Raw genomic sequence first — 25127 nt, 5'->3', positions numbered from 1 at the left:
CCGTCCACGAACCACCGAAAGGAAAGCCGATGACCATCGTCGTCGCCTACGCCGACACCCCGCCCGGACACGCCGCCGTCACGGCCGCGGTCGCCGAGTCCCGAGAGGGAGAGACCGTGGTCATCGTGCCCGCCGTGCGCGGCGAGCGGGTCCCCGATCCCGAGGAGCTCGAGGGTCGGTGGCCGGAGCTCGCCGGCCGGGTCGAGGTCGAGCGCGGAGACCTGGGTGATCCCAGCGACACCGTCATCCAGGTCTCCCAGCGGCTCGACGCGCGCCTGGTCGTCCTGGGCCTGCGCGCGCGGACGCCGGTCGGCAAGCTGGTCTTCGGCAGCACAGCTCAGCGGATCCTGCTCGACGCCACCTGCCCGGTGCTCGCGGTCAAGCCTTCCGTGGCCGGTCCCTGACCGCTCCGGCCCCGCCGGCATCAGCCAAATGGATGATTCCTGGTTCAGTCCTGCTCGCGATGATCTGAGACGGCGCCGCTGGTGGAGTTGTCGGCATGGCAGATTCTCTGGTTCGTACGCGGTCGGGTGCTCGTCCGCATCTCGCAGACAGGTTGACCTCCCGCCGTGGGGCCTGGGTGGCGCTCGGTCTCGCGGTGGTCGTGATGGGGGTGCTCTTCGGGGCCTTCGCCGGCGCGGAGGCCCCGGCGCGGACCGGGCAGGCGCCGGCGGGGTCGGAGTCGACGCGGGTGAGCGCGCTGCTGGAGGAGTTCCCAGGTGCGGATCGTGAGTCCGTGCTCGTCGTCGCCTCCCGGGAGGACGAGGGCGCTCTCTCCAGTGGTGATCTCGACGGCCTCGAGCGGCTCGGCGTCCAGGTCGGTGCGCAGGCCGCGCCCGGCTCCGCCGGTCCGATGCTCAGCGAGGACGGGAAGGCCGCGGCTCTCGCCGTGCCGATCACGGTCGGCGCCGACAACGCGGAGACGTCCGGGGTGGTCAAGGCGCTGCGTACCGATGTCGCGGCGGAGGCTCCCGATGGGCTCACCCTGCAAGTGACGGGCGGGCCGGCGTTCGGGGCCGATGCGGCGGCCGCGTTCGACGGCGCCGACTTCACGCTGCTGCTGGTGACGGTCCTGATCGTGGCCGTGCTGCTGATCATCACCTACCGCTCGCCGGTGCTGTGGCTGATCCCGCTGGTCGTGGTCGCCCTCGCCGACGCGCTCGCCGGGCGGGTCACCGCGGCGGCAGGAGCGCTGTGGGACTTCGGATTCGACGCCGGCGTGGTCAGCGTCCTCGTCTTCGGGGCCGGGACCAACTACGCGCTGCTGCTGATCTCGCGATACCGGGAGGAGCTTCAGCGGACCGAGGACGACCGGCTGGCGCTGAGCACGGCCTGGCGGAGGACTGCGCTCGCGATCCTCGCCTCCAACCTGACGGTGGTGCTCGCCCTGCTGACGCTGGTCCTGGCCACCATCCCGATGACCCGCGGACTGGGTGTCCCGGCGGCGATCGGTCTGCTGATCGCGCTCGTCGCGGTGCTGTTCGTGCTGCCGCCGGCCCTGGCTGTGTGCGGGCGGCGACTGTTCTGGCCGTTCGTGCCTCGTCCGGGTGAATCACGTGAGCAGGGCCGGACGTGGCGCGCGGTCGCGTCACGGGTGGTGAAGCGTCCGGTGGCGAGCCTGCTGGGTGGGCTCGTGCTGCTCGCGGTGATGGCCTCCGGCCTCTCCGGTACGTCGGTCGGGCTCGACCAGATCGAGAAGTTCCGGGTGCAGTCCGAGTCGGCCGCCGGTCTGGAGACGCTCTCGTCGCACTTCCCGCCCGGTGAGGCCCAGCCGGTCTACATCGTGACCGACAGCGCGGCCGCCGCCGAGGTGGCCTCGGCCGCGGGTGACGTGGAGGGCGTGGTGCGCGCTCAGCCGGCCGGAGTCACCGACGACGGGTCGTTGACGAAGATCATGGTGACCAGCGACTACTCGCCAGGCACCGAGCGGAGTCTCGACCAGATCACCGACCTGCGGGAGGCGGTCCGCCCGATCGAGGGCGCGGATGCTCTCGTGGGCGGTGCGGTCGCGACCGAGCTGGACGCCGCCGAGGGGAGCGAGCGGGACCTGTTGGTGATCGCGCCGCTGGTGCTCGCGGTGAGCTTCCTCGTGCTCCTGGTCCTGCTGCGTTCGCTGATCGCGCCCGGTCTGCTGCTCCTGGTGAACCTCGCCAGCGCGGTCGCCGCGATCGGCGCCGGGGCCTGGCTGAGCCGGATCCTGTTCGATCAGCAGGCGCTCGACCAGCAGGTGCCGATCCTGGCGTTCCTGTTCCTGGTGGCGCTGGGGATCGACTACACGATCTTCCTCGTCCACCGGGCGCGCGCGGACGCGGCGCGGCTCGGGACCCGGGTGGGCGTGGTCGAGGCGGTCGCCCACACCGGCGGTGTGATCACCAGCGCCGGCATCGTCCTGGCCGGGGTCTTCGCCGCTCTCGGTGTGCTGCCGCTGGTCACTCTCGGACAGCTGGGCCTGATCGTCGGTGTGGGCGTGCTCGTGGACACCCTGGTGGTGCGTACGGTGATCGTGCCGGCGATCTTCGCCCTGGTGGGCGACCGCATCTGGTGGCCGGGACGACTGCAGAGGGCCGGGGGAGAATCGAGCACATGAGTGTCGTACACGCGCCGTTGAGGCAGCTCGGCGTCTCGCATCAGGCCCCGGCCGCCTCGACGGTGCGGGCGATGGAGATCGGGCAGCACGTCATCGCCGTCGTGCTGACGGCGATCGGCGTCAGCAGGGCGATCGGCGACGGGGTGCCGCTTCCGGCCGCGGTCGTCTCGGGGCTCGCGATCCTCGGGTGGCACACCGCCGGCACGATCCTGCCGGTCAGGACGGACTCGCGGCGGCTCCCGGTGTGGTGGCTGCTCGGCTTCGCGGTGATCTGGGTCGCCGCGGTCGCGGTCTCGGACGAGTTCGTCTGGCTCGCGTTCCTGCTGTGGCTGCTCGCCGGCCACCTGCTGCCGCTGCGCTGGGGGCTGGTCTTCTCTGCGGCGATCCTCGTGGTGGTGGTCGTCGCCCCGATCCTGCACCGCGGTACGACCAGCTACGCGGACGTCTTCGGACCGCTCATCGGCGGCATCTTCGCGTTCGGCATCTCCCGCGGCTACCTGCAGCTCCTCCGCGACGCCGCCGAGCGCGAACGGCTGGTCACCTCGCTGCGGATAGCCCAGCAGGAGATGGCCGAGCTGCAGCACGAGCTCCTGCTCGCCCAGCGGCACTCCGGAGCGATCGCCGAACGCACCCGGATCTCCCGGGACATCCACGACACCATCGCGCAGGCGCTCTCCTCGATCCGGCTTCTCACCCACGCCGGAGGCAACCGCACCACGGACCCGGAGTCGTCGCGCACCTTCGCGCAGGTCGAGGCGCTGGCGGGCGACAGCCTCGCGGACGTACGCCGGATCGTCGAGGCCCTGGCGCCGGCCGAGCTCGAGGACGCCGCCCTCGCCTCGGCGCTTCGGCGCATGCTCGACCGCACGCACGAGGAGGCCGGGCTGCACGTCGAGCTCCATGTCGACGACACGCTCCCGCTGCTGCGGACCGAGGTCGAGGTCGCGCTGCTCCGCACCGCTCAGTCGGCCCTCTCCAACGTACGTCTCCATGCCGGGGCGACCCGGGTCGTGGTCACGTTGATCGATGACGGTGACTCGGTGCGCCTGGACATCAGCGACGATGGCGGCGGGTTCGATGTCGCCGCCTGGGAGCAGGACGCCGATGTCGGTTCGTCCAGCTATGGCCTGCGGTTCATGCGGGCCCGTCTACGCGAGCTCGGAGGTGGTCTCGACGTGGAGAGCACGCCCGGTGAGGGCACCGCGGTCTCCGCGCATCTCCCCATCCACATCGAGGGGTCGCGATGACCACGGTGCTCCTCGTCGACGACCACCCGGTCGTACGCAGCGGACTGCGCGCCGTGATCGAGGCGGGCGACGCCCTGACGGTCGTCGGGGAGGCCGCCACCGGCGAAGAGGCGATCGTCCTCGCCGGTCACCTCCATCCCGACGTCGTGCTGTGCGACCTGCGTCTGGGGAGCGGGATCGACGGCATCCGGACCACTATCGCTCTCCGTGCCCTCGACCCTGCGCCGGCCGTATTGATCCTGACCACCTTCGACCGCGACGCCGAGGTGCTCGGTGCGATCGAGGCGGGTGCCGCCGGCTATCTGCTCAAGGACGTCGACCCCGAGGTCATCGTCGAGGGAATCCACCGCGCCGCCGCCGGCGACATGGTCCTCGCTCCGGACCTGGCCACCCGGGTGCTCAAGGGCATGCGCAGCCCGCTGCCGCGGCTCACCGATCGCGAGATCGAGGTGCTGCGGCACCTCGCCAGGGGAGCGACCAACAAGGAGATCGCGCGCACCCTCTTCGTCACCGAGGCCACCGTGAAGAGCCACCTCGCGCACATCTTCACCAAGCTCGACGTCGACAGCCGCTCCCGTGCCATCCATGTCGCGCAGGAGACCGGCCTGATCTGACCGACCAGGCTCGCCTCAGGTCTCGACGAGTCCCGACTGGTAGGCCCACACGGCAGCCTGGAGACGGGACTTCACGCCGAGCTTGGGCATCATCCGGGCCAGGTGGGACTTGACCGTGGAGACCTCGAGGACGAGCGCCTGGGCGATCTCCTCGTTGGACATACCCTCGGCCAGGTGGAGAAGGATGTCGAGCTCGCGGGTGGTGAGGACCTCGCTGGCGCGCGCGGCGGTGACGGGCTGCGTACGCCTGCGGGTGACGACCTCGCGGAGGACGCGGCGGGTCAGCGAGGTGTCGAGGGTGCCGTGGCCGGCGGCGACGGAGCGGACCGCGGCGACGATGGCGTCGGGGTCGGCGTCCTTGAGGAGGAAGCCGGAGGCGCCGGCCTCGAGGGCACCGAAGACGTAGTCGTCGATGTCGAAGGTGGTCAGGACAAGCACTGGGATCGGGTCGGTGACGTCGGGACCGCAGAGCTCGCGGGTGGCGCTGATGCCGTCGCGGCCGGGCATGCGGATGTCCATGCAGACCACGTCGGGCCGCAGCGCGAGCGCCCGCTCGACCGCGGCGGCACCGTCCTCGGCCACCGCGACGACCTCGATGTCGGGCTCGGTCTCCAGCAGCGTACGCAGACCGGCACGCACCAGCGGCTGGTCGTCGGCGACCACGACCCGGATCATCCGGCCACCTCCGCGGTCGCTGTGGCGGGGATCCGCAGCCGCGTCTGCCAGCCGCCCTCGGCGGTCGGTCCGGCCTCGAGCCTCGAGTCGGTCAGGTCGGCGCGCTCCTGCATGCCGACCAGACCCAGGCCACGCCGACGCGGCGTCCCAGCGGGTGGGATGGGCGACGGCCCGTTGCGCACCGTCACCACCACCTCGGCCGGATCCCGGGCGTCCAGGACCACCTCGCACCGGGCACCCGGCGCGTGCCGGGCGGCGTTGGCGACGCATTCCTGCACGGTGCGATAGGCGGAGAGCTGGGCGAGCGGCCCGACGGTCTCGGTGACCGTGCCGGCCCCCAGGGTGGAGAACGACACCTCGAGGCCGGCACGACGGGCGTCGTCGACGAGCGAGCCCAGCTGGGACAGGCGCTCATGGCCGCTCGCCTCCTCGGCCTGCCCCGGACTTCGCAGCAGCGTGACCAGCCCACGCAGCTCGCGCAACATCGCGGTGCTCTGGGTGCGGACCTGGCGTACGGACTCCTTCGCGCCCGCCGGGTCGGTGTCGATCTGCCGCTCGACCGCGCCCGTCATCACCGCGATGCCGGTCAGATGGTGGGCGGCGATGTCGTGGAGCTCGCGGGCCATCGCCGTGCGCTCCTCCGCGATCGCCGCGGCGATCTGGGCGGACTGCTCGCGGTCGACGGCGTCCGCCAGGTCGGTCCGGGCCGCCCGCGCGTCGCGGCGTGCGCGCACGGTGGCGGCGAGCAGCGCCGGAGCGGCGATCACGCCCGCACCTTGGACGAGGCCGGCGAGGACCGCCGTGCCGACCGCAAGGCCGATGCTCGTCTGGCTCAGGCAGGTGCCGAGCGCGACCAGCAGCCCGGCGCCGGTCAGGGCCCCGACGAGCGGCCGGATCCGGCGGGGGAGGGACACCGAGGTCACCGCTGACCACACCGCGACCAGCACGGCCGCCGAGGCGAGGCTGGTGGTGTCGCCCGCGCCGCTGACCGCCAGCACGACCGAGGCGGCGGCCACGACCAGCAGCACGGCCAACGGCCGCGCGCGCCGCTCGAGGAGCACCACCGCCTGGGCGGTGAGCACCACCAGCGCGAACCACCAGCCGCCGCTGCCGAGCGCCGGGCTCCCGCCGATCTCGGCCTCGGCCGAGTCGAGGCCGGGCGCGGCCACCAGCAGTGCCGTGGTGACCAGCCAGACCACGATGGGCGTAAGTAGTCGCGGGGCCATCCGGGTCGTCTCGTCGCTCACGCCATCATCCTTTCCGCAACCGGTCCCGGTCACCAGCATCTTTCGATGCAAGTCCGAAGGTTCGCCCTTTTGCCAGACGCGACCAGATCCGTCCCGTTCGTAGGTTCAGGACCGCCAGGAACTCGACCGATTCGAAAGGGCACGACCATGACCACGACCCAGCCAATGACCCAGCCGGTGACCGAACCGGACCAAGGTCTCCGAGGTTTCGTACGCCGCCATGAGCTCTCCACGTTCTTCGTGCTCGCCCTCGCGGCGAGCTGGATGGCGTGGACGCCCTATGTGCTGTCCAACAGCGGTCTCGGGGTCCTGGACCTCACCTTCCCCGGCGGTGTGATCGGCGGCCAGCTCCTCGGGATGCTCCCGGGTGCCTACCTCGGCCCGATCGGCAGCGCCGCCCTGGTCACCGGGATCGTCGGCGGTCGCGCCGGGCTGCGCGCCTGGGTCAAGGGGATGTGGCGCTGGCGGGCGAGTTGGCGCTGGTACGCCGGCATCCTGATCGGCGTGCCGGCCGCGATCATCGTCTCGGTCCAGGCCACCGGAGGGCAGATGGCGACACCGTCGCAGGCGTGGCTGATCGTGGCGGTGGCGTACGTCCCGGGGCTGTTGATGCAGATGATCACGACCGGTCTCGCCGAGGAGCCGGGCTGGCGCGACTTCGCTCTGCCCCGGCTGCAGCGCCGGGTCGGGCCGCTCGGCTCTGCGTTCGTGCTCGGTCCGATCTGGGCGCTGTGGCACATGCCGCTCTTCCTCACCGACTGGGCCAGCTGGCCGGAGGTCAGCTGGTTCGCGCCGCTCGTCTTCGCGGGCTTCTGCTTCACCTTCGGCATCGTGATGACCTGGGTCTTCAACCGCACCGGGCAGAGCCTTCCGCTGGCCATGCTCCTGCACGTCAGCGTCAACAACTTCGCGTCGGTGGCCTTCACCGAGGTCTTCCCCGACGTCGACGCCGACCAGTTCCAGCTCGCGCTGCTGGTCGGGTCGGGCGTCGTCGCGGCGCTCCTCGTCCTCGCGACACGTGGGCGGCTCGGATACCGGGAGGAGCGCGATCACTTTACTTCTCGGGTATGAATGCAGTCGTCACGAACACCTCGTGGAATCTGTTCGACCGACCATGACAAGAGAGCCGATGCCCAACAGTGTCCGGCGCTGCTTCGCGCCGCTCGTCCTTGCCCCCGCGATCCTCGCGCTCGCCGCGACGGCGTGCTCCTCTGAGACGACCGACAGCGGGCGTGAGCAGAGCAGCCCCAGCCCGTCGGCGGAGACCACCCCGTCGATGGAGCCGTCGACGGAGCCGACCGACGACGGCGGCGGGGCGTGCGCCACCGGCGACCTGTCGTTCACGGTCTCGGAGGAGTCCCAGGCGGGCGGCTACTACCTGGTCACCGCGAGCGCCAAGCCCGGCGTGACCTGCGCCCTCGAGGGCGCGACGATCGAGGCCGGCTTCGGCTCGGACCTCTCCGGCGACGTGAAGCCGAGCGAGCATGCGATGGGCGAGCCGATCACGATGACCGGCTCCACCAAGGCGTACGCCGGGGTGAACCCGCACAGCGGACCGCAGGAGGGTGGCGTGCAGTTCGAGGAGATCATCGTCTCCGCGCACGAGGGTGACATGGACCCGGTGTCCCTGAAGCTGCCGAGCACCGCCGAGGTCGACCAGCCGATCGGCACCAACTGGCACACCGATGCCACGAAGGCGGTTCCGTTCTCCAGTTGATCGATCAGATCCGTGCGTCGACGGGCTCTCCGGAGGTTTCGGCCTCCGGGGCGCCGTCCTCGGCCGCGGTGAGCAGGAACCGGAGCCGGGTCAGCACCAGGCCCGCGGTGAGGGTGCCGCCGATCACGACCACCGCCCACAGGTGGCCGAGGCCGCTGCCGATGAGGGAGCCGGCCAGCGCGGGGCCGAGGATCTGGCCGAGGGTCAGGGTGAGACCGAGGGAGGCGTTGTAACGGCCGCGCAGGTGGTCGGGGGCGATGGTGTTCGCCAGCCCGGTCACGATCGGCGCCCACAGCGTCTCGCCGAGGCCGAAGATCGCCAGGCCGATCACGACGGCGGCCACCGCGCCGGCGACGGGCATCAGGTCGGCGGCTGCCAGCACGCTCCAGGCCAGCGACCAGGTCAGCACGGCGCACGCCAGTGCGGTCGTACGCCGCCACCCGGAGGTGAGTCGCAGCAGGATCACCTGCCCGCACACGATCACGGCGGCGTTGGCGGCGAAGGCCCAGCCGAGCGCGGTCGCCGGCACCCCGGCCACGTCGACGGCGTAGGCGGTCGCACCGGCCTCGAGCTGTCCGTAGCCGAAGGTCACCGCGAGCACGCCGCAGCCGACCAGGGCCACCGCTCGCCGGTCCCGCAGCACCTCGCCCCAGGAGCCGGCGGTCGCGTCGTCCGCGTCGTCCTGCGCGGGACGGGCGGGGGAGCGGACCAGGAAGGCGAGCACCGCGGCATAGACGAGATAGGCGACGGCGTCGCACAGATAGAGCACCTGGAACGTCTCCGGCCGCGCGACGTCGATGAGGAACGCACTGACCAGACCACCCACGCCGATGCCTGCGTTCAGCCCCAGGAAGGCGAACCCGTAGGCCCGCTCGCGGTCCTCGGTCGGGACCATCCCGGCCAGCAGCGTCGTCGTGCCCGGCCACAGGGGAGAGGCGCCCACGACCACGCCGGCCAGCACCGCCATCGTCGGCACGGCCCCGTCGACGAAGCCGAGCGACCCGATCGAGACGGCCTCCGCGATCAGCGCGGCGAGCAGGACGGCGCGAGGCCCGAACCGGTCGAGGAGAGCTCCGACGCCGGGGGCGGCCGCCAGGCCGACCAGACCCATCCAGGCGAACATCCAGCCGGCGGTCGATGACCCGAGGTCCTGGACCTGGGCCATGTAGACGTAGAGGAACGGAAGGGTCAGGCCGTTGCCGAGGGAGGCGAAGGCGAAACCTGCGAGCACGCGGGTGGCCTGGGTGGGGGAGTGCGGCACGGGTGTGATCGTCCTCTCTCGGGCCCACCTGTCTGGCGGGGATGGATTTAGGGTAGCCTCACTTAGGTTCGCCTAACCTAATCCCCCCCGTGTCGAAGGAGACCAGTGAGCGCACCGCACTTGGAGCATCTGTTCCACCCCGACAATGCTCGTGAGTACACCAGCGGCATCACCGAAGCAATCCGGCTGCTCGTCGACCAGCTCGCCACCCTCGAGGGCCCCACCACCGGAATCTCGCCCGAGGAGGCCGCCGGACCGGTCGCCGAGGTCGACCTGGACAACCCCCTCGTCGACGGCGCCGCCGCGCTGGCCGAGGTCAGCAAGCTGTGGCTCCAGGATGCGGTCTGGTTCCACGACCCCTCCTATGCCGCCCACCTCAACTGCCCGGTCGTGATCCCCTCCCTCGTCGGGGAGCTGCTGATCGCGGCCGTCAACACCTCGATGGACACCTTCGACCAGTCCGTGGGCGGTACGTTCATGGAGCGCCGTCTCATCGACTGGACCGCGGCCCGCGCGGGCTACCCGGAGGCGACCCGCGACGGCATCTTCACCAGCGGCGGCAGCCAGTCCAACCTGCAGGCGCTGCTCCTGGCCCGTGGTGAGGCGGAGCGCCGCGGCGTACCTCTGGACCGGCTGCGCTTCCTGACCTCCGCGGACAGCCACTTCTCCATCGCCAAGTCGGCTCGCCTGCTCGGGATGGGCGACGCTGCTGCGATCGCGATCCCGACCGACGCCGAGCACCGGATGGACGTCGTCGCTCTGCGCGAGGCGCTCGACGAGTGCGTCGTCGACGGGCTCGTCCCGGCCGCGGTCGTGGCCACCGCCGGCACCACCGACTTCGGCGTCATCGACCCCCTCCACGCCATCGCCGACGCCTGCCAGGACTTCAACGTCTGGTTCCACGTCGACGCGGCGTACGGCGGTGGGCTGCTCGCCTCGCCGAGGTATCGCCACCTGCTCGACGGCATCGAGCGGTCGAACTCGATCACGATCGACTACCACAAGACCTGGTTCCAGCCGGTCTCCTCCAGCGCGCTCCTGGTCCGCGACCTGGCGACCATGCAGCACGCCTCCTGGTACGCCGACTACCTCAACCCGCGGGAGTCGGAGAACCCCAACCAGGTCGACAAGTCCCTGCAGACCACCCGCCGCTTCGACGCGCTCAAGCTGTGGTTGACGCTGCGCACGATGGGCCCCGACCAGATCGGCGCCTACCTGGAGACCGTGATCGACCTCGCCCGCGAGGTCTACGACATCCTCAGCGTGCAGCCCGACATCGAGGTCATCACGCCCTCCCAGCTCTCCACGGTCGTCTTCCGCTATGTCGACCCGCACCTGGACGAGGACGCTCTGGGTGACCTCAACCGCCGCATCCGTGCCGAGATGTGGAGCGGCGGTCGCGGTGTCGTCGCCGCGACCAAGGTCGACGGCCGGCAGTTCCTCAAGCTCACCCTGCTCAATCCCAAGGCCTCGGTGCAGGACGTACTCGAGATCATCGAGCAGGTCCGTACGCTGGGCCTTTCTCTGGGCCGTGCCGTTCCGGAGGTCGCCCGATGACCACGCCGACGGCTCCCGCAACTGTGTTCACAGCCTCCGATGGATCAGCTCGCGTCCACGACCTGATCGGGATCGGGCTCGGCCCGTTCAACCTCGGCCTGGCCGCTCTCGCCGACCCGATCGACGAGCTCGACTGCCTCTTCCTCGAGGGACGCGACCGGTTCGACTGGCACCCCGGGATGATGCTCGACGAGGCCACCTTGCAGGTGCCGTTCCTGGCCGACCTGGTGACCATGGCCGATCCGACCTCGCGGTTCAGCTTCCTCAACTTCCTCAAGCAGACCGGCCGGATCTACCCGTTCTACATCCGCGAGAACTTCCTGCCCCACCGGCGTGAGTACAACCAGTACTGCCAGTGGGTCGCCGAGCGGCTCGACTCCGTGCGCTTCGGGCAGCAGGTCACCTCCGTGGAGCACGACGGGCACACGTACCTCGTCACCACCGCCTCCGGCGAGACCCATCGGACCAGGCGGCTGGTGCTCGGGACCGGGACGACCCCACGCGTCCCGGAGTGTGCGGCCGAGGCCGTGGCCGCGGAGGGGCCCGCGCTGCACAGCTCCGAGTACCTGGCCCGCAAGGACGAGCTCGTCACCCGACGCAGCATCACCGTCGTCGGCAGCGGCCAGTCGGCCGCCGAGGTCTACCTCGACCTGCTGACCGCCCAGCCCGACCACGACTACCAGCTGGCCTGGCTGACCCGCAGCCCGCGGTTCTTCTCGATGGAGTACACCAAGCTCACCCTCGAGCTGACCTCCCCGGAGTACTCCGCCTACTTCCAGGCGCTTCCGAGCGAGAAGCGTGACCGGCTGCTGAAGGCGCAGCAGAGCCTCTACAAGGGCATCTCGGGCGACACCATCGACGCGATCCACGAGGCGCTCTACACGCGGTCGGTCACCGAGGCGGCCGAGACCACGCTGCTGACCAACACCGAGGTGCGTGGCGTGACCCGCACCGGGAGTGGCTACCACCTCGCGCTGCACCACGTGGAGCAGGAGGAGGACTACGAGATGGCGACCGAGGCGCTCGTCCTCGCCACCGGATACCGCGCCGGTATCCCGGCCTTCCTGGAGCCCGTCCGCGACCGGCTCCGCCTGGACGAGCAGGGGCGCTACGCCGCCAGCTCGACCTTCTCGGTCGACACCGCCGACCGCGAGATCTGGGTGCAGAACGGCGAGGAGCACACCCACGGCTTCGTCGCCCCCGACCTCGGCATGGGCGCCTACCGCAGCTCGGTGATCCTCGCTGCGATCCTCGGCCGGGAGCCGTACCCGGTCGAGAAGCGGGTCGCCTTCCAGGAGTTCGGCGTCCCCGACCGCTTCAAGATTCAGCCTACGGAGGAGAACCGATGAGGATCACGATCGAGCCGCTCGACATCGAGGCCCACCTCGCCACCGTCCACTCCTGGGTGACCCACCCGCGCTCGGCGTACTGGATGATGCTGGACGCCACGCTGGAGGATGTCGCCGCGGAGTACGCGCGCATCGCCGGTCACCCGCACCACGACGCCTGGCTCGGCCGGGTCGACGGCGTGCCGGCGTTCCTGGTCGAGACCTACGACCCCGCCCGCAGCGAGCTCGCTGGACTGTGCGTTCCGGGGCAGGCCCACGTGCCCGACCTCGCCGCCGGCGACCTGGGCATGCACGTCCTGGTCGCGCCGACTTCAGGCGAGCCCGTCACCGGCTACACGACCCGGGTCTTCCGGGCGGTCATGCGGCACTGCTTCGCGGACCCCGGCGTCCGTCGTGTGGTGGTCGAGCCGGACGTACGCAACGAGGCGATCCGGCGCAAGAACACCGAGGCCGGCTTCGTCGAGCTGCGCGAGATCAGCATCGGCGAGAAGACTGCGATGTTCTCGGTCTGCACCCGGGAGATGTACGCAGCCGCGCACCTGCGCCCGGAGAACCTGCGCGTCGCGCACCGCCACCTGGTCGCCAAGGCGATCGCGGAGTTCAGCCACGAGCGGATGATCGCGCCCGTGGCCACCGACACGGGGTGGGAGCTGCAGGGGCCGTCCTCGACCTACGCCTTCACCGCGCGCCGCTTCCAGCTCGACCACTGGGTCGTGGACCCGGCCTCGATCGTCCGGACGACCGGGGGTGAGGAGGCCGAGGTCGACGCGCAGGCGTTCGTCGCCGAGTTCGCGCCCGATCTGGGCATCCCGGACAAGCTGTTGCCGACCTACCTGGAGGAGCTGGCGGCCACGATCGCCTCGGCCTGCTGGAAGCTCGAGCACCAGACGCTGACCGCCGCCGACCTGGTCGACGCCGACCACCAGAGCGTCGAGGGTGCGATGAGCGAGGGCCACCCGGCCTTCGTCGCCAACAACGGCCGGATCGGCTTCGACATCGACGACCACGCCCGCTGGGCGCCGGAGACGAGCAACGACCTGAGCCTGCTGTGGGTCGCCGTCTCCCGGGACCAGTCCCACCTGGCCCTGGGCCGTGGCGAGGACGAGCGGGCGCTCTACGAGGCCGAGCTCGGCGAGGCGACGCTGGCCCGGTTCGCGTCGAAGCTGCGCGGGCTCGGGCTGGACCCGGACGCGTTCCGCTACCTGCCGGTCCACCCGTGGCAGTGGCGCCACAAGCTGGCGGTCACCTTCGCCACCGACGTCGCCGCCCGCCGGATCGTGCTGGTCGGCGAGGGCGAGGACGTCCACCGCCCGCAGCAGTCGATCCGGACGTACTTCAACACCAGCCGTCCCGAGCGGCACTACGTCAAGACCGCGCTGTCGATCCAGAACATGGGCTTCATGCGGGGGCTCTCGCCGGCCTACATGGCGGCCACTCCGGCCATCAACGACTGGGTCGCCGACCTGGTGGAGGGCGACGCGGAGCTGAAGGAGCGCGGTTTCGGGGTGCTGCGCGAGCTCGCCTCGATCGGCTGGACCGGCGACGTGTTCCACTCCCTGCCTAGCCCGTCGCCCTACCGGAAGATGATCGCCGCGCTGTGGCGCGAGTCGCCGGTGCCGCGGCTCTCCGAGGGGGAGCGGTGCGCGACGATGGCGGCGCTGCTCCACCGCGACGCTGCCGGTGCCTCGTACGCGGCCGAGCTGGTCCGCGCCTCCGGGCTGCCCGCTCGGCAGTGGGTGCGCAGCTACCTCGACGCCTACCTGCGCCCGCTGGTGCACTGCCTGCTCGCGTACGACCTGGTGTTCATGCCGCACGGCGAGAACCTGGTGATGGTGCTGCGCGACCACGTCCCGGTGCGGATGTTCATGAAGGACATCGGCGAGGAGGTGGCGGTGATGGGGGACCTGCCGCTGCCCGAGGAGGTCTCCCGGATCCGCGGCTCCTTCCCCGACGACGTCAAGGCGTTGGCCGTCCACACCGACATCTTCGACGGGGTGCTGCGCTACGTCGCCGCGATCCTCGATGATGAGGGGGTGCTGCCGGAGAGCGAGTTCTGGGCCGAGGCGCGAGCCTGCATCGTCGACCATGCCGCCGACCACCCGGAGCTGGCCGACGCGGTCGCGCGCTACGACTTCCTCCGCCCGCGCTTCCGCCACTCCTGCCTCAACCGGCTCCAGCTGCGCAACACCCTGCAGATGGTGGACATCACCGACCAGGCAGAGTCGCTCATCTTCGCCGGCACGCTGGCCAACCCCGTCGCGGAACCGGCCGCCGATCCGGTCNCACCTGGCCGCCCACACCTCACCCCTTGACCGCTCCCGCGGCCAGGCCACTCATCACCCAACGCTGCGTGAGCACGAAGATCACCAGGATGGGAAGCACGGCGAGCAGGAGCGTGGGGAACACCTGCGTGTAGTCGGCGGAGTACTCCCCCACCGAGGCATAGACACCGGTGGTGACCGTGTAGAGGCCCGAGCCGGGCCCCAGGATCAGCTGCGGGCTGGCGAAGTCGTTCCAGACGCTCAAGGTGTTCAGGATGAACACGGTCGCCACGATCGGCTTCATGAGCGGCAGGATGATCGTCCACAACGTCCGGTACGGACCAGCACCGTCGATCGCCGCCGCCTCGTCGAGCGAGGCGGGCAGCATCCGGATGAACCCGGTGAAGACGAAGATCGTGAACGGCACCGTCGCCGAGGCCATGAAGAGCACGAGCCCGGGGAACGTCGACATCAGCCCGAGAGCCCGGAGCACGAAGATCACCGGTACGAGGATCACCTGGGTCGGGATGAACATGCCCGAGATGAAGAACAGCAGCGCCGCACCGAACACCGGACGTGGCGAGCGCGCGATGACGTACGCCGCGGGCGCGCACACGCCGATGGAGACGATGTTGACGCAGATGACCAACCCGATGGTCACCGCGTACCCGAACGCGATGTCGAAGTCCGGGTTGTTCCAGGCCGCGACGAGATGCTCGAGCGTGAACTGGCCGGGCGAGAGCGAGAAGGGCCTGCTGACGATGTCGCGCTGGTCCTTGAACGCGTTGACGACCAAGAGATACATCGGCACCAGCATGAACAGGCACAGCGCTGTGACCGCGGCGTACCAGGCCGGCGTACGACGTTCGCCGGTCAGGCTCCGGCGACCCGTCAGTGCTCGCAGGGCGCTCATTCCTGGACCCCCTGGTCGTGACGGCGTCGCAGCGCGAGCACACCGAACGCGAGGATCGCAGCCACCAGGATGAGGACCACGGCCTCTGCCGAGGCCAGCCCGACCTGTCGCTTGGGGAACTCCACGGCGAGGATCTGGTAGGCGAAGGTCTTGGTGGAGCCTGCCGGCCCACCGCCGGTCAGGGAGACGACGACGTCGTAGGTCTTGATCAGCGAGATCATCGAGGTGATCAGGGCCACCGTCACCGACGGCGCGAGAGCCGGCCAGGTGACGTGGCGGAAGGTCTGCCAGCGATTGGCACCGTCCATGCGCGAGGCCTCCAAGAGCTCGGCGGGCACGGCCTGGAGCCCGGCGAGATAGATGAGCAGCTGGACGCCGAACTGCGCCCAGGCGATGACGAGAATCAGGGTGGCGAGCGCCCAGGTCTCGTCGCTGAGGAACGGGAGCGGGCTGCTCCCGACGCCCTCCAGCAGCGAGTTGACGGCGCCCTGCGGGCCCAGGATCGCCGACCAGAGGAAGCCGACCACGATCAGGCTGAGCACGTGAGGGTAGAACATGACCACCCGGGCGAACGCGGTGAAGCGGGTGGTGCGCCACAGCAGGAGGGCCAGGCCCAGTGCCGCGGCGTTGATCACCATCGACCCCGCGACCGCGACGATCGCGGTCACGACCATGGAGCCTCGGACATCAGCGGACTCGAAGAGCCTGACGTAGTTGTCGAAGCCGACGATCTCCGGGGTCTGTGTCGGGAAGCCGTTGTAGTCGGTGAAGCTGTAGTAGACGGCGTACCCGACGGGCACGACGAGGAGGCCGACGAAGACCACCAACGCGGGCAGCACCATCGAGGCCTCCACCCACCGCGAGGTGCGCGGACGGGAACCGGATGACCGGCCGATCGCCCGGCGAGGCCGGGCCCCTCCCTCCCGCGGGAGGTCCGCTGCCGCGGGAGGGCTTTCGGTGTTGCCGGCGCTCATGAGAGCCATCATCGTTCTCCTCGTCGTGGCCCCGAGGGGTCAGCCATTCTGCTCGGCCCAGTCATCGAGCGCCTTCGCGGCGTCCTCGGGGCTGGTTCCGGTGTAGAGGCTCTGCACGATCTCGGTGAACTTGTCGTTGAGGCCCACGACGGGAAGGCGGATGTCGCCCGCGCCCTCGCCCACCGCCACCAGCTCGGGTGCCTCATCGATGATCGCCTGGATCTCCGTCGCGACCGGGGACTGCTCGACGGAGGCTCCGGCACGGAACACGCCGTCGGCGGTCAGCTGGCTCTCGATCGCGGCCTGGTCGGTCACCAGGTACTCGACGAGCTGGAGGGCTTCGTCGGAGCGCTCGCTACCGGCGTAGACCATGTAGGGACTGGCCATGGTGGCGCCCTGCGGGCCGGGGTAGGCCATGCCCTCGTCCACCGGCGGGGAGAAGACGCCCACCTCGAACGGAAGCTCGCCCGCGTTGTCCAGGCTGGCGACGAGCCAGCTTCCGAGCGGGTACATCCCGACCTTGCCGTCCATGAAGTTGGCGTCGGCCGTGGTCGGGTCGAGGCCGACATCGGTCTTCTTGATGTAGCCGTCGCCCAGCCAGGTGGCGTAGTGCTCGAACATCGGCTCGAAGGCGTCACCGAGGGTCAGCTTTCCGTCGGCGACGGCCGACTGCCACTCGGGCTGCTCGGTGTTGAGGGTGGGGTGCCACAGCTGCTGGAGCTGGAGGCCGGTCTCCCACTGGCCCGCGGTCTGCAGCGGGGTGTAGCCGGCGTCGGCGAGCTTGCCGAGCGCGGCGTCGAACTCGTCCCAGGTCTGCGGCGTGGCCTTGATGCCGGCCTTCTCGAACGCCGTCTTGTTGTAGTAGACGAGCGACTGCGCCTGGGAGCCGACACCGGCGACCAGTCGCTTGCCGTCGATGGCGTAGGTGTCGACCATCGGCGTGTCCTCGACCCAGCTCTCGTCGGAGAGGTCGAGCACCTCGGGAGCGATCTGGTCGTCCGGGAAGATCGACTGCACCACGTCGGGGGCGGTGCCCGCCGCGAGCTGAGAGCTGAAGGTCTCGCTCACGTTGGTGCCGGTCGGACCCTCGATCTTGACGTCGATGCCGGTCTCGTCCTCGAAGGGCTTCACCAGATCGTTCCAGAAGTCCTTGGTGAGGTTGTCGGTCAGGTTGACCAGCACCCGCACCTCCTTGCTGTCGTCGCTGGCGGCGCCGTTGCCTCCGCAGGCCGCGGTCGCGATCAGGGGAAGCAGAACCGCTGCGACAGCACCCGCCCTCCACAAGCGTCGTGTCTCCACAGGAATCTCCGTTTCGTCGTCCGTCGATCTTCATCCGACGGAGGTTGTTCGCGTGGACTCTGGCGATTCGGACTGCCGACCACCGGAGTGAGGAAAGCGCTATCCCGGGCGCCAACGTGACGAAGATAACACATCTTATGTTTAAATGGGCAAGCCCAGATCTCGCCGTTTCCGAAACGGCCCGACAGCCTCGACGACCGAGAGGATCCGCCTCGTGCGCGCCGCTTTTGCGATGACTCCCCATCTTCAGCATCGGTTCTTCGATGCACGCCTTCTGGCCGAGCTGGGCGAGCTCGTCGACATCGATGCCGACCGGGTGCTGACGTCCTACGACGACCCACGTGCCGCCGGGGTGGAGGTGCTCATCACCGCCTGGGGCACGCCGACCATCGACGCGTCGGCGCTCGCCCGGATGTCACGGCTGCGCGCCGTCGTCCATGCCGCCAGCTCGGTGAAGTACTTCCTCACCCCGGCGGCCTGGGAGCGTGACCTCCGGGTCACCTGCGGCGTGGAGCCCAACGCCCGCCCGGTCGCCGAGTACGCCCTGGCCGCGGTGCTGTGGACGACGAAGTCGGTCCTGCCGCTGACCGAGCGGTTCCGCGCCGAGCGGGTGGCTCCCGATCTCACCGTCGACGACACCATCGACGGCGCGTACGGCACGACCATCGGCGTGCTGGGCGCCTCGGCCACGGGCCGGGCGCTGATCGAGCTGCTCGCCCCGTTCGACCTCACCGTCCTGGTCAGCGACCCCACGATCGACGCAGCGCGCGCCGCCGCGCTGGGCGCCGAGCTCGTGGACCTCGATCAGCTCTTCGCGCGCTCGCGCGTCGTCTCGCTGCACGCACCGCTGCTGCCGCAGACCCGGCACCTCGTCGACGCCCGCCTGCTCGGGTTGATGGGCGACGGCGCGACGCTGATCAACACCGCTCGGGGAGGGATCGTCGACCACGACGCGCTCCGCGCCGAGGTCGTGTCGGGCCGGCTGCGCGCGGTTCTCGACGTGACCGAGCCCGAGCCGCTGCCCGCTGACGATCCGATGTGGAGCCTCCCCAACGTCACCCTGACCCCGCACATCGCCGGCTCGCAGGGCGGTGAGCTGCACCGCCTGGGCCGCAGCGCCGTCGACGAGGTGCGTGCCCTCATCGAGGGCCGGCCGCCTCTGCGCCCGGTCGACCCCGCCAGCCTGGCCACCAGCGCATGACCCACACCTTGAAACCGGAGACCGACGTGACGACCCCCACCCCTGCGCCCGACCTCGCCCACCTCACCCGCTGGTTCCTGACCTGGGTCACCGACGAAGGGGCGATCAACGGCTTCCACAACCACAGCGTGTGGGGCACGAACCCCGCGACCTTCCTCGACTGGACCAGCGGCCACGCCGCCTTCTCCGCGCCGGCGCTGGGCGCCGTCGCACAACTCCTCGCCGCACAGCCCGATGACCGGGCCGCCGAGGTGTGGCGCCGGATGATGCGCTTCCAGAGCAGCGCTCTGCAGGACGACGGCCAGTACAAGCACGTCGGCTTCCAGGTCGGGGAGTCGGCCACGACCGGCCTGATCCACAACGCCACCGGCAGCATCGGTCTGCTCCTCGGGCTCAAGCACGCCCGGCACCTGCTCGACGACGCCGAGGTCGAGCGCATCATCGAGGTGGTACGCCGCAACCTGGTCGCCCTTTACTCCTTCGGCGGCGGCCGCCCGGCCGAGGACGGCACCTGCAACCAGGAGTACGCACGGGTGTGGGTCAAGCTGCTGCTCTCCGAGGTGACCGGCGACGACAGCGGCCTGGCCGAGATCGGCGAGGACCTCGACCTCCTCGTCGCCCGCCACCACGAGCCCGGAGTCCCGGACGCCGACTCCTCGGGCACCTGGCGACAGGCCGAGGATCGGGTCGCCGGCGGGATCCTGGAGCCCGCGGAGTACTACGGCCTGATGATCATGCCGCTGCTGCTCGGCCACCTGCGCCTGGGCGAGCAGCGTTACCTCGACGAGGCGGTCCGGCTCTGCCGCCACGTCGCCCGCTCGGCGTGGACCGACGCGGACGGCCAGACCCGCTTCCACCGTTACTGGTACGTCGCACCCAGCACGACGCTGAAGAGCGACACCCCCATGCTGATCGCGGGCATGGGACTGTCGCTGCACGGCATCCGCGAGGTGTGCCGGGTGCGCCCCGACGCCGAGCTCGAGGAGTTCATGGCGCGGTGTCGGGCGACGTACGCGCACTATCAGGCCCCGGCCGGCTACTTCGCCTCGGCGACCCACTGGGGCACCGAGGCCGACGTCGCCCCGAGCACCGCTTGGCACGCCCACGACCTGGTCTTTCTCGCCGACGACGTCGAGGACCCGGGCCCGGACTTCTGGGCGACCGTGCTCACGCCCGATGAGCGCCAGTCGGTGCTGATGACCAATCGGGCCGTATGGGCCGAGCACGGCGTGCACTGGTGCATCCGCAGCCCGCTGACCGCCGGCGACCTCCATCTCTACGGCCGCAAGGACCGGGCGGTGTTCGGGCGCGAGTTCTTCGCGTGGACCGACAAGGAGCCGCTCGACGACGAGCTGCACTACCCCGAGGCGCCACTCTTCCTCGAGACCAACGACGGCATGCGTCGCGTCGACACCTCCGATCGCCCGACCGACGTCTCCACGCTGGGCACGACCTACCGGGGCACGCTCTGAGCACGCCCACCGGCCGGCCCCTGCTGCGCCCGGGGCTGTGCTCGGTCACCGCCCGTCATGTCCCGACTGATGGGGTGCTCGAGGCCGCCGCGGAGGCCGGTCTGGCCTGCGTCGAGTGGGGCGCGGACGTCCATGCTCCACCTGCCGGCGACCTGCGCGGCCTGGCCGAGGCCACCGCTGCGGCAGGGCTGGCCGTCGCGTCCTACGGCACCTACTGGCGGGCCACGCCGGACGACGACGGGGTCGCGCTGATCGGCGCGGCCCTGGCGCTGGGGTCCACACGCCTACGCATCTGGGCGGGCACCAGCGGCTCGGCCGAGGCCTCCCCCGTCGAGCGCGCCGACGTCGTACGCCGCGTACAGAGACTGGCCGACGAGGCGGCCGGCCACGGCCTCGAGCTCGCCTTCGAGCACCACGACCTGACGCTGGCGGACACCGTCGAGTCCACCCTCGACCTCCTCGCCGAGGTGGACCGGCCGAACGTCGGCACCTACTGGCAGCCCCGGGTGGGCGAGCCGGCAGAAGTTGCCCTCGCCGGGCTCGCCCGGCTGCTCCCGCACGTGCGGGCGGTGCACGCGTTCTCGTGGTGGCCACGTCACGAGCGCCTCCCGTTGGCGGCCCGCGCCGACCTGTGGCCAGCGGCCATGGAGATGCTCGCGGCCACCGGGCGACCGACCGACGTCCTGCTGGAGTTCCTGCCCGACGACGACCTGTCGCTGCTGCCGAGCGAGGCAGGCCGCCTGCGCGAGTGGATCGCGCAGGCGACCTGACCGCTCTGTCCGGGAAGGCTCAGCCTGCGGCTGGGCCGCCGGAGAGCCCGATGCCGTCCCTGGTGACCAGCCGGTTCCAGGTCGCCACCCACTCCCGGCCGAAGGTCTGCGCGACCTCGCCGGTGTAGCTGAAGCTCAGCGTGTCGAGGTCGAGCCCGGCGGCCTCGAGCGACGCGGGCTTGCTGAGGTTGGTGTTGATCGCGTCGCTCCACGTGGCGAGGCGATAGGTCGCGGCCGGGTTCGCGAACGAGTTCTCCCCGGCGCGGTACTCGCCGCCGCCGAGGATGACCGAGCGGTCGATCGCGTTGCGGGCGGGCACGTAGAGGGAGTCGGGGTTCTCCCACACGGTCGCACGGTCGCAGCCGTTGGTGGCGTCGGGCGCGTAGTCCGCCTTCTTGCAGTCCTCGCCGGTCGCGGTGACACGCGGGACGTACCAGTCCCCGATCTCCGGGAACACGATCGGCTTCCCGTCGGAGTAGCGGGCCTTGCCGTCGGTGTAGTGACGGTGCCAGCCGGCGACGTCCTCCTCGGTGGCCGAGTACTTCTCGCCCGGCCGTACGTCGAGGAACGAGTTGTAGCGGCTCTGCGCCACCCAGCCGTTGGGCACGGGAAGACCGGTCTCGCCGTTGCGGTGGTAGAGCTGGTCGTGGCCGGTCTGGTCGACGTCGATGAACACGTTGTCCGTCGCCTTGTTGCTGTGGCCAGACTGGAAGAACACACCCGAGTGCGCGTTCTTCACGACGTTGTGGTGGAACCGCATCCCCGAGACGCCGTCGTCCATGTAGAACGCGTCGTTGGAGCCGCCGATGGTGTCGAAGAAGTTGTACGCGACCTCGTTGCCCAGATAGGTGTAGTCGCGCCCGGTGTAGACGACTCCCTGGTCGCCGGCGTTCTTCACCAGGTCGTAGAAGTAGTTGTGGTTGACGCGCATGTCGTTGCCCATGATCTGCACCGCCATGTGGGGCGCGTCGTGGACGTAGTTGTTCTCGAAGCTGTTGCCGACGCCGTAGAGGTAGCCGGCCGGCGTGTAGGTCGCCAGCCGCGAGAAACGGGCGATCTCGTTGTTGCGGGCCACGTTGTCGCCGCGCTCGAGAGTGCTGCGATCACCGCCGCCGAGCAGGACTCCGCCACCGCCGAGGTCGTGGAGGTAGGAGTTCTGCACGACGTTGTCGTGGCCGCCGCGTACGGTCTCGTAGTCGGGCAGGGCAGTGATCGACTCGGTGGTCTCGCCGATGCGGATCGCGTCCATGCTGACGTTGGAGATGTCGACGCCGTCGATCAGCGTATTCTCGGCGTCGAGCAGCTGGACCGCGCTGATCAGCGAGTCCGACATCGACATACCTTTCAGCGTCACGCCCGTGGTGCCCTCGAGCCGGAAGATGTTGTCGTCGAAGGCCCGCAGGGTCGCGCTCTTGCCCTCCATCGTCCCGCCCGACGGCTTGTAGTAGACGACGTCGTTGCCCGCGTGGCGGTCGATGTAGTACTCACCCTCGACGTCCATCTCGGAGAGGATGTTGATCGCCTTGACCTTGGTGTAGTCGTTGCGGGGCCAGTACATCGAGGGGTACTTGGCGTACATCGTCGTGCCGCTCCAGGAGACCAGCCGCACCATGTCGTTGGCGTAGTTGTTGCCGAGGTAGCCCGAGAGCCACGCCTCGGTCTCGTACGTCGCGTTGTCGACGTCGGCGAGCTCCTGCGGGTCGGCCTGCACCGGGATGTGGGAGTAGGCACCGAAGCCGCGGGTGCCGTGGTCGATGATCTCCGGCACCCCTTCAGGAGCCCAGCCCTGGTAGCGGTTGCCCTCGAGCAGCCGGCCACCGACCTCGTAGAGAGGAGGCGTCATCTTGCGCATCTCGTCCTGGGACCAGGTGTCTCGGTCCTCGGGGTTCGCGAGCTGCTGCTTCTTGTCCTCGAACTGCGCACGCGGCGTCGTCCCGCTGATCGCCCAGTCCGGTTCCATCCCGAACCGGTCACGTAGCGTCCATTGGATGAGGTCGTTGGTCGCGGGCACCTTCCACTTGCCGCCGTCGCCGTAGAGGTGGCAGCTGGAGTCCGCCCCGGTGCAGCCCTCCTGGTTGGGGAACTGCGCGAGCGTCTGCGTCCCGCCGTCGACGACGAGCTCGGGAGCGAACGGCTGCGGCAGCCAGTTGAACCCGTTCTTGTAGAGCGTGCCGGGGTCGATGCCCTCGGCGCCCAGGTCGTAGACCCACACGCCCTCGCGCAGGGCCGGCGAGTCGAGTCGGGCGTTCGAGGAGAACTGCGGCTGGGCGAGCTCCTCCTCGGACAGGTCCGCGAGCGGCCGCCAGCCTTGCGCTTCCAGGGCGTGCGCGCCCGTGAGGCGGACCTTCTCCCCCGCCGCAGCGCGGTAGGTGACCCAGGAGTGCTCGGGACCGGTCAGGTCGATGGCATCGTCGAGGACGTACTCGCCGCCGTGCACGATCACCGTGCCTCGGTTCTCCGCGGAGGTACGTCCGGCCAGCGCGTCGCGGGCCGCTTCCACCGTCCTCAGCGGCCGGCTCTTCGTGCCCGGGTCGGCGTCGTCGCCGTCAGGGGCGACGTGGACCGTGAGGGTCGTCTCGGCCGCCGTGGCGGGCTGCGTACCGGCGACGAGGACCGTCGAACCGAGTGCTGCCAGGACCACGGCCGCCGCCGCGCGGGCGCGGCGTGTCGTGCGAGTCTGCATGTCCGTCTCCTTGAGATATGACGTATGACATGTGTCTAACATCACAGACGAGGTACAGGCAAGCGTTTTCCAAGGTTTCCGAGGCGCCCGACGCCGATCAGGAGGCGAGGCCGTAGACCCGAGCGGCCGTGCCACCCCGGACGTCGGCTCGGCCGGTGTCGTCGAGCCCGGCGAGCACCGTGTCGGCGAGGTCGATCACCTCGCCGTAGGACGAGCGCAGCAGGCAGACCGGCCAGTCCGATCCGACCATGGTGCGCTCGGCACCGAAGACATCGATGACGTGCCCGGCCCAGGGAAGCACCGCGTCGATCGGCTGCTCCGGGGCGAGCTCGGTGACGAGCCCGGACAGCTTGCACGCCACCGAGTCGTGGCGGGCGAGCGCGGCGACGTGTCCCGCCCAATCGTCGAAGGCGGTGGGGTCGATCACGGGCTTGCCGACGTGATCGAGCACCCAACGCCCGCCGGGGACCTGCTCGACAGCGCCGACGGCTGCCGGCAGCTGGGGCTGGCGCACCAGCAGGTCGTAGACGAGGCCGGCATCAGCGACGGCGGTGAGCCCTCGCAGCACGTCGTCACGGAGCAACCACTCGGGATCGGGCTCGGACTGCACCAGGTGCCGGATGCCGACAAGGAGGTCTCCTCCGGGGCGCTCGCGCAGCTCGGCGAGCCGGTCGGCGACGTCCGGGGCGGTGAGGTCGACCCAGCCGACGACCCCGAGGATCTCGGGCGTGGCGGCCGCCAGCGCGAGCAGCTCAGGGGTCTCCTCGGCGACCGCGACGGTCTGGACGACGACGGTTCCGACGATCTCGTGGTCGTCCAGGTGGGGCCGGAGGTCGTCGAAGGAGAAGGAGCGCCGGATGGCCGGGAGATCTCGCGTCCACTCCTGGTCGCGGACCTCGAGGTCCCACACGTGGTGGTGGGCGTCGATGCGCCGCGACTCGACCGAGGACTCAGTCAAGGTGGAAGACCTCGGTCATCGTGGACCACTGCTCGTCCTCGGTGGCGGTGGGCAGCCGCTCCTGGCACGGGGCGGTGACCTCCCACCATCGCTGGGTCACGGCATGGGCGGCGATCGCGGCCATGTCCGCCTCGTAGTCGGTCCCGACGTACTCGAAGTAGCTGAAGAGCCAGCCGTCGCGCAGGAAGATGGAGTAGTTGCGGATGCCGCTGGCGGTCAGGCGCTCGAGCACCTCGGGCCATACAGCGGCGTGCAGCTCGACGTACTCCGCCTCCTTCTCGGGGCGCAGCCGGACCACGGAGCCGTGTCGGGTCATGGTGGGGGTCCTCTCGGTGTGGTGGC

Annotated in this window: 21 protein-coding genes; 12 read left to right on the top strand and 9 right to left on the bottom strand. The window is 70.3% G+C overall.

The genetic code is table 11. The annotated features are described in order from the left end of the window. Positions 1-29 precede the first annotated feature (29 nt). The 4 genes from ACFX43_RS16010 (at position 30) to ACFX43_RS15995 (ending at position 4448) form a co-directional block, all read left to right on the top strand. Complete coding sequence (locus tag ACFX43_RS16010; RefSeq protein WP_378828848.1) at positions 30-404, top strand: universal stress protein; 375 nt, start codon at positions 30-32, stop codon at positions 402-404. Between the two features lie 95 nt (positions 405-499). Then, positions 500-2587: an MMPL family transporter gene (locus tag ACFX43_RS16005; RefSeq protein ID WP_378828839.1), complete on the top strand. Its 2088-nt coding sequence runs from the start codon at positions 500-502 to the stop codon at positions 2585-2587. Further along, entirely contained in the window at positions 2584-3834 is a 1251-nt protein-coding gene (locus tag ACFX43_RS16000) for a sensor histidine kinase (protein WP_378828834.1), read from the top strand. Before ACFX43_RS16005 ends, ACFX43_RS16000 begins: the two co-directional genes overlap by 4 nt. After that, positions 3831-4448: a response regulator gene (locus tag ACFX43_RS15995; protein WP_378828817.1), complete on the top strand. Its 618-nt coding sequence runs from the start codon at positions 3831-3833 to the stop codon at positions 4446-4448. Before ACFX43_RS16000 ends, ACFX43_RS15995 begins: the two co-directional genes overlap by 4 nt. A gap of 15 nt (positions 4449-4463) precedes the next feature. On the opposite strand, the gene ACFX43_RS15990 is transcribed toward ACFX43_RS15995, so the two are convergent. Beyond that, positions 4464-5123 (bottom strand): response regulator transcription factor, encoded by a 660-nt coding sequence (locus tag ACFX43_RS15990; protein ID WP_355230297.1) that lies wholly within the window; start codon positions 5121-5123, stop codon positions 4464-4466. Beyond that, on the bottom strand, positions 5120-6370 hold the full coding sequence (locus ACFX43_RS15985) for a sensor histidine kinase (protein ID WP_378828805.1): 1251 nt from the start codon (positions 6368-6370) through the stop codon (positions 5120-5122). Before ACFX43_RS15985 ends, ACFX43_RS15990 begins: the two co-directional genes overlap by 4 nt. A 147-nt stretch (positions 6371-6517) precedes the next feature. On the opposite strand from ACFX43_RS15985, the gene ACFX43_RS15980 reads away from it, so the two are divergent. Both ACFX43_RS15980 and ACFX43_RS15975 read left to right on the top strand, forming a co-directional pair. Next, positions 6518-7441, top strand: a complete 924-nt coding sequence (locus ACFX43_RS15980) for a type II CAAX prenyl endopeptidase Rce1 family protein (RefSeq protein ID WP_378828787.1) — start codon at positions 6518-6520, stop codon at positions 7439-7441. A 58-nt stretch (positions 7442-7499) separates the two neighbouring features. After that, complete coding sequence (locus ACFX43_RS15975; RefSeq protein WP_378828766.1) at positions 7500-8087, top strand: DUF4232 domain-containing protein; 588 nt, start codon at positions 7500-7502, stop codon at positions 8085-8087. 4 nt (positions 8088-8091) lie between these two features. Here the strand turns inward: ACFX43_RS15975 and ACFX43_RS15970 are convergent, their stop codons facing one another. Beyond that, positions 8092-9348, bottom strand: a complete 1257-nt coding sequence (locus ACFX43_RS15970) for an MFS transporter (RefSeq protein WP_378828760.1) — start codon at positions 9346-9348, stop codon at positions 8092-8094. Positions 9349-9453: 105 nt separating this feature from the next. Between ACFX43_RS15970 and ACFX43_RS15965 the strand changes: the two genes are divergently transcribed. The 3 genes from ACFX43_RS15965 to ACFX43_RS15955 are packed head-to-tail and all read left to right on the top strand — an operon-like array spanning position 9454 to position 14566. Next, a complete protein-coding gene (locus ACFX43_RS15965) occupies positions 9454-10905 on the top strand; it encodes a pyridoxal phosphate-dependent decarboxylase family protein (RefSeq protein WP_378828752.1) in 1452 nt (483 codons plus the stop codon). After that, positions 10902-12254 (top strand): lysine N(6)-hydroxylase/L-ornithine N(5)-oxygenase family protein, encoded by a 1353-nt coding sequence (locus ACFX43_RS15960; RefSeq protein WP_378828745.1) that lies wholly within the window; start codon positions 10902-10904, stop codon positions 12252-12254. Before ACFX43_RS15965 ends, ACFX43_RS15960 begins: the two co-directional genes overlap by 4 nt. Further along, positions 12251-14566: a GNAT family N-acetyltransferase gene (locus tag ACFX43_RS15955; protein WP_378828739.1), complete on the top strand. Its 2316-nt coding sequence runs from the start codon at positions 12251-12253 to the stop codon at positions 14564-14566. Before ACFX43_RS15960 ends, ACFX43_RS15955 begins: the two co-directional genes overlap by 4 nt. Here ACFX43_RS15955 and ACFX43_RS15950 read toward each other — a convergent pair. Genes ACFX43_RS15950 through ACFX43_RS15940 form a run of 3 tightly spaced genes read right to left on the bottom strand, consistent with a single transcriptional unit; the run spans position 14556 to position 17701 of the window. Next, positions 14556-15428, bottom strand: coding sequence for a carbohydrate ABC transporter permease (locus ACFX43_RS15950; protein WP_355019271.1), 873 nt, complete (start codon positions 15426-15428; stop codon positions 14556-14558). The genes ACFX43_RS15955 and ACFX43_RS15950 overlap by 11 nt on opposite strands. Then, complete coding sequence (locus ACFX43_RS15945) at positions 15425-16411, bottom strand: carbohydrate ABC transporter permease (RefSeq protein WP_378828722.1); 987 nt, start codon at positions 16409-16411, stop codon at positions 15425-15427. Before ACFX43_RS15945 ends, ACFX43_RS15950 begins: the two co-directional genes overlap by 4 nt. 30 nt (positions 16412-16441) lie before the next feature. Next, positions 16442-17701 (bottom strand): ABC transporter substrate-binding protein, encoded by a 1260-nt coding sequence (locus ACFX43_RS15940; protein WP_378828706.1) that lies wholly within the window; start codon positions 17699-17701, stop codon positions 16442-16444. A 214-nt stretch (positions 17702-17915) separates the two neighbouring features. Between ACFX43_RS15940 and ACFX43_RS15935 the strand changes: the two genes are divergently transcribed. The 3 genes from ACFX43_RS15935 to ACFX43_RS15925 all read left to right on the top strand — a co-directional run bounded on the left by ACFX43_RS15935 (position 17916) and on the right by ACFX43_RS15925 (position 21144). Beyond that, the gene (locus tag ACFX43_RS15935; RefSeq protein WP_378828693.1) at positions 17916-18902 is read left to right on the top strand and encodes a hydroxyacid dehydrogenase; all 987 of its coding nucleotides are present in this window, start codon (positions 17916-17918) and stop codon (positions 18900-18902) included. 26 nt (positions 18903-18928) lie between these two features. Next, positions 18929-20374: a hypothetical protein gene (locus ACFX43_RS15930; protein WP_378828683.1), complete on the top strand. Its 1446-nt coding sequence runs from the start codon at positions 18929-18931 to the stop codon at positions 20372-20374. A 74-nt stretch (positions 20375-20448) separates the two neighbouring features. Continuing rightward, entirely contained in the window at positions 20449-21144 is a 696-nt protein-coding gene (locus ACFX43_RS15925; protein WP_378828673.1) for a sugar phosphate isomerase/epimerase family protein, read from the top strand. A gap of 19 nt (positions 21145-21163) precedes the next feature. On the opposite strand, the gene ACFX43_RS15920 is transcribed toward ACFX43_RS15925, so the two are convergent. From ACFX43_RS15920 to ACFX43_RS15910, 3 genes are all read right to left on the bottom strand, one after another. Continuing rightward, the gene (locus tag ACFX43_RS15920) at positions 21164-23827 is read right to left on the bottom strand and encodes a right-handed parallel beta-helix repeat-containing protein (RefSeq protein ID WP_378828669.1); all 2664 of its coding nucleotides are present in this window, start codon (positions 23825-23827) and stop codon (positions 21164-21166) included. A gap of 97 nt (positions 23828-23924) precedes the next feature. Beyond that, positions 23925-24785: an amidohydrolase family protein gene (locus ACFX43_RS15915; protein WP_378828663.1), complete on the bottom strand. Its 861-nt coding sequence runs from the start codon at positions 24783-24785 to the stop codon at positions 23925-23927. Then, positions 24778-25101, bottom strand: coding sequence for an L-rhamnose mutarotase (locus ACFX43_RS15910; RefSeq protein ID WP_378828656.1), 324 nt, complete (start codon positions 25099-25101; stop codon positions 24778-24780). The genes ACFX43_RS15915 and ACFX43_RS15910 overlap by 8 nt, the downstream gene beginning before the upstream one ends. Positions 25102-25127 lie beyond the last annotated feature (26 nt).

Source organism: Nocardioides sp. YIM B13467 (genome assembly GCF_042788075.1).
Lineage (GTDB): Bacteria > Actinomycetota > Actinomycetes > Propionibacteriales > Nocardioidaceae > Nocardioides.
The sequence above is the reverse complement of the archived record's forward strand: the minus strand, read 5'-3'. Positions and strand labels throughout refer to the sequence as shown.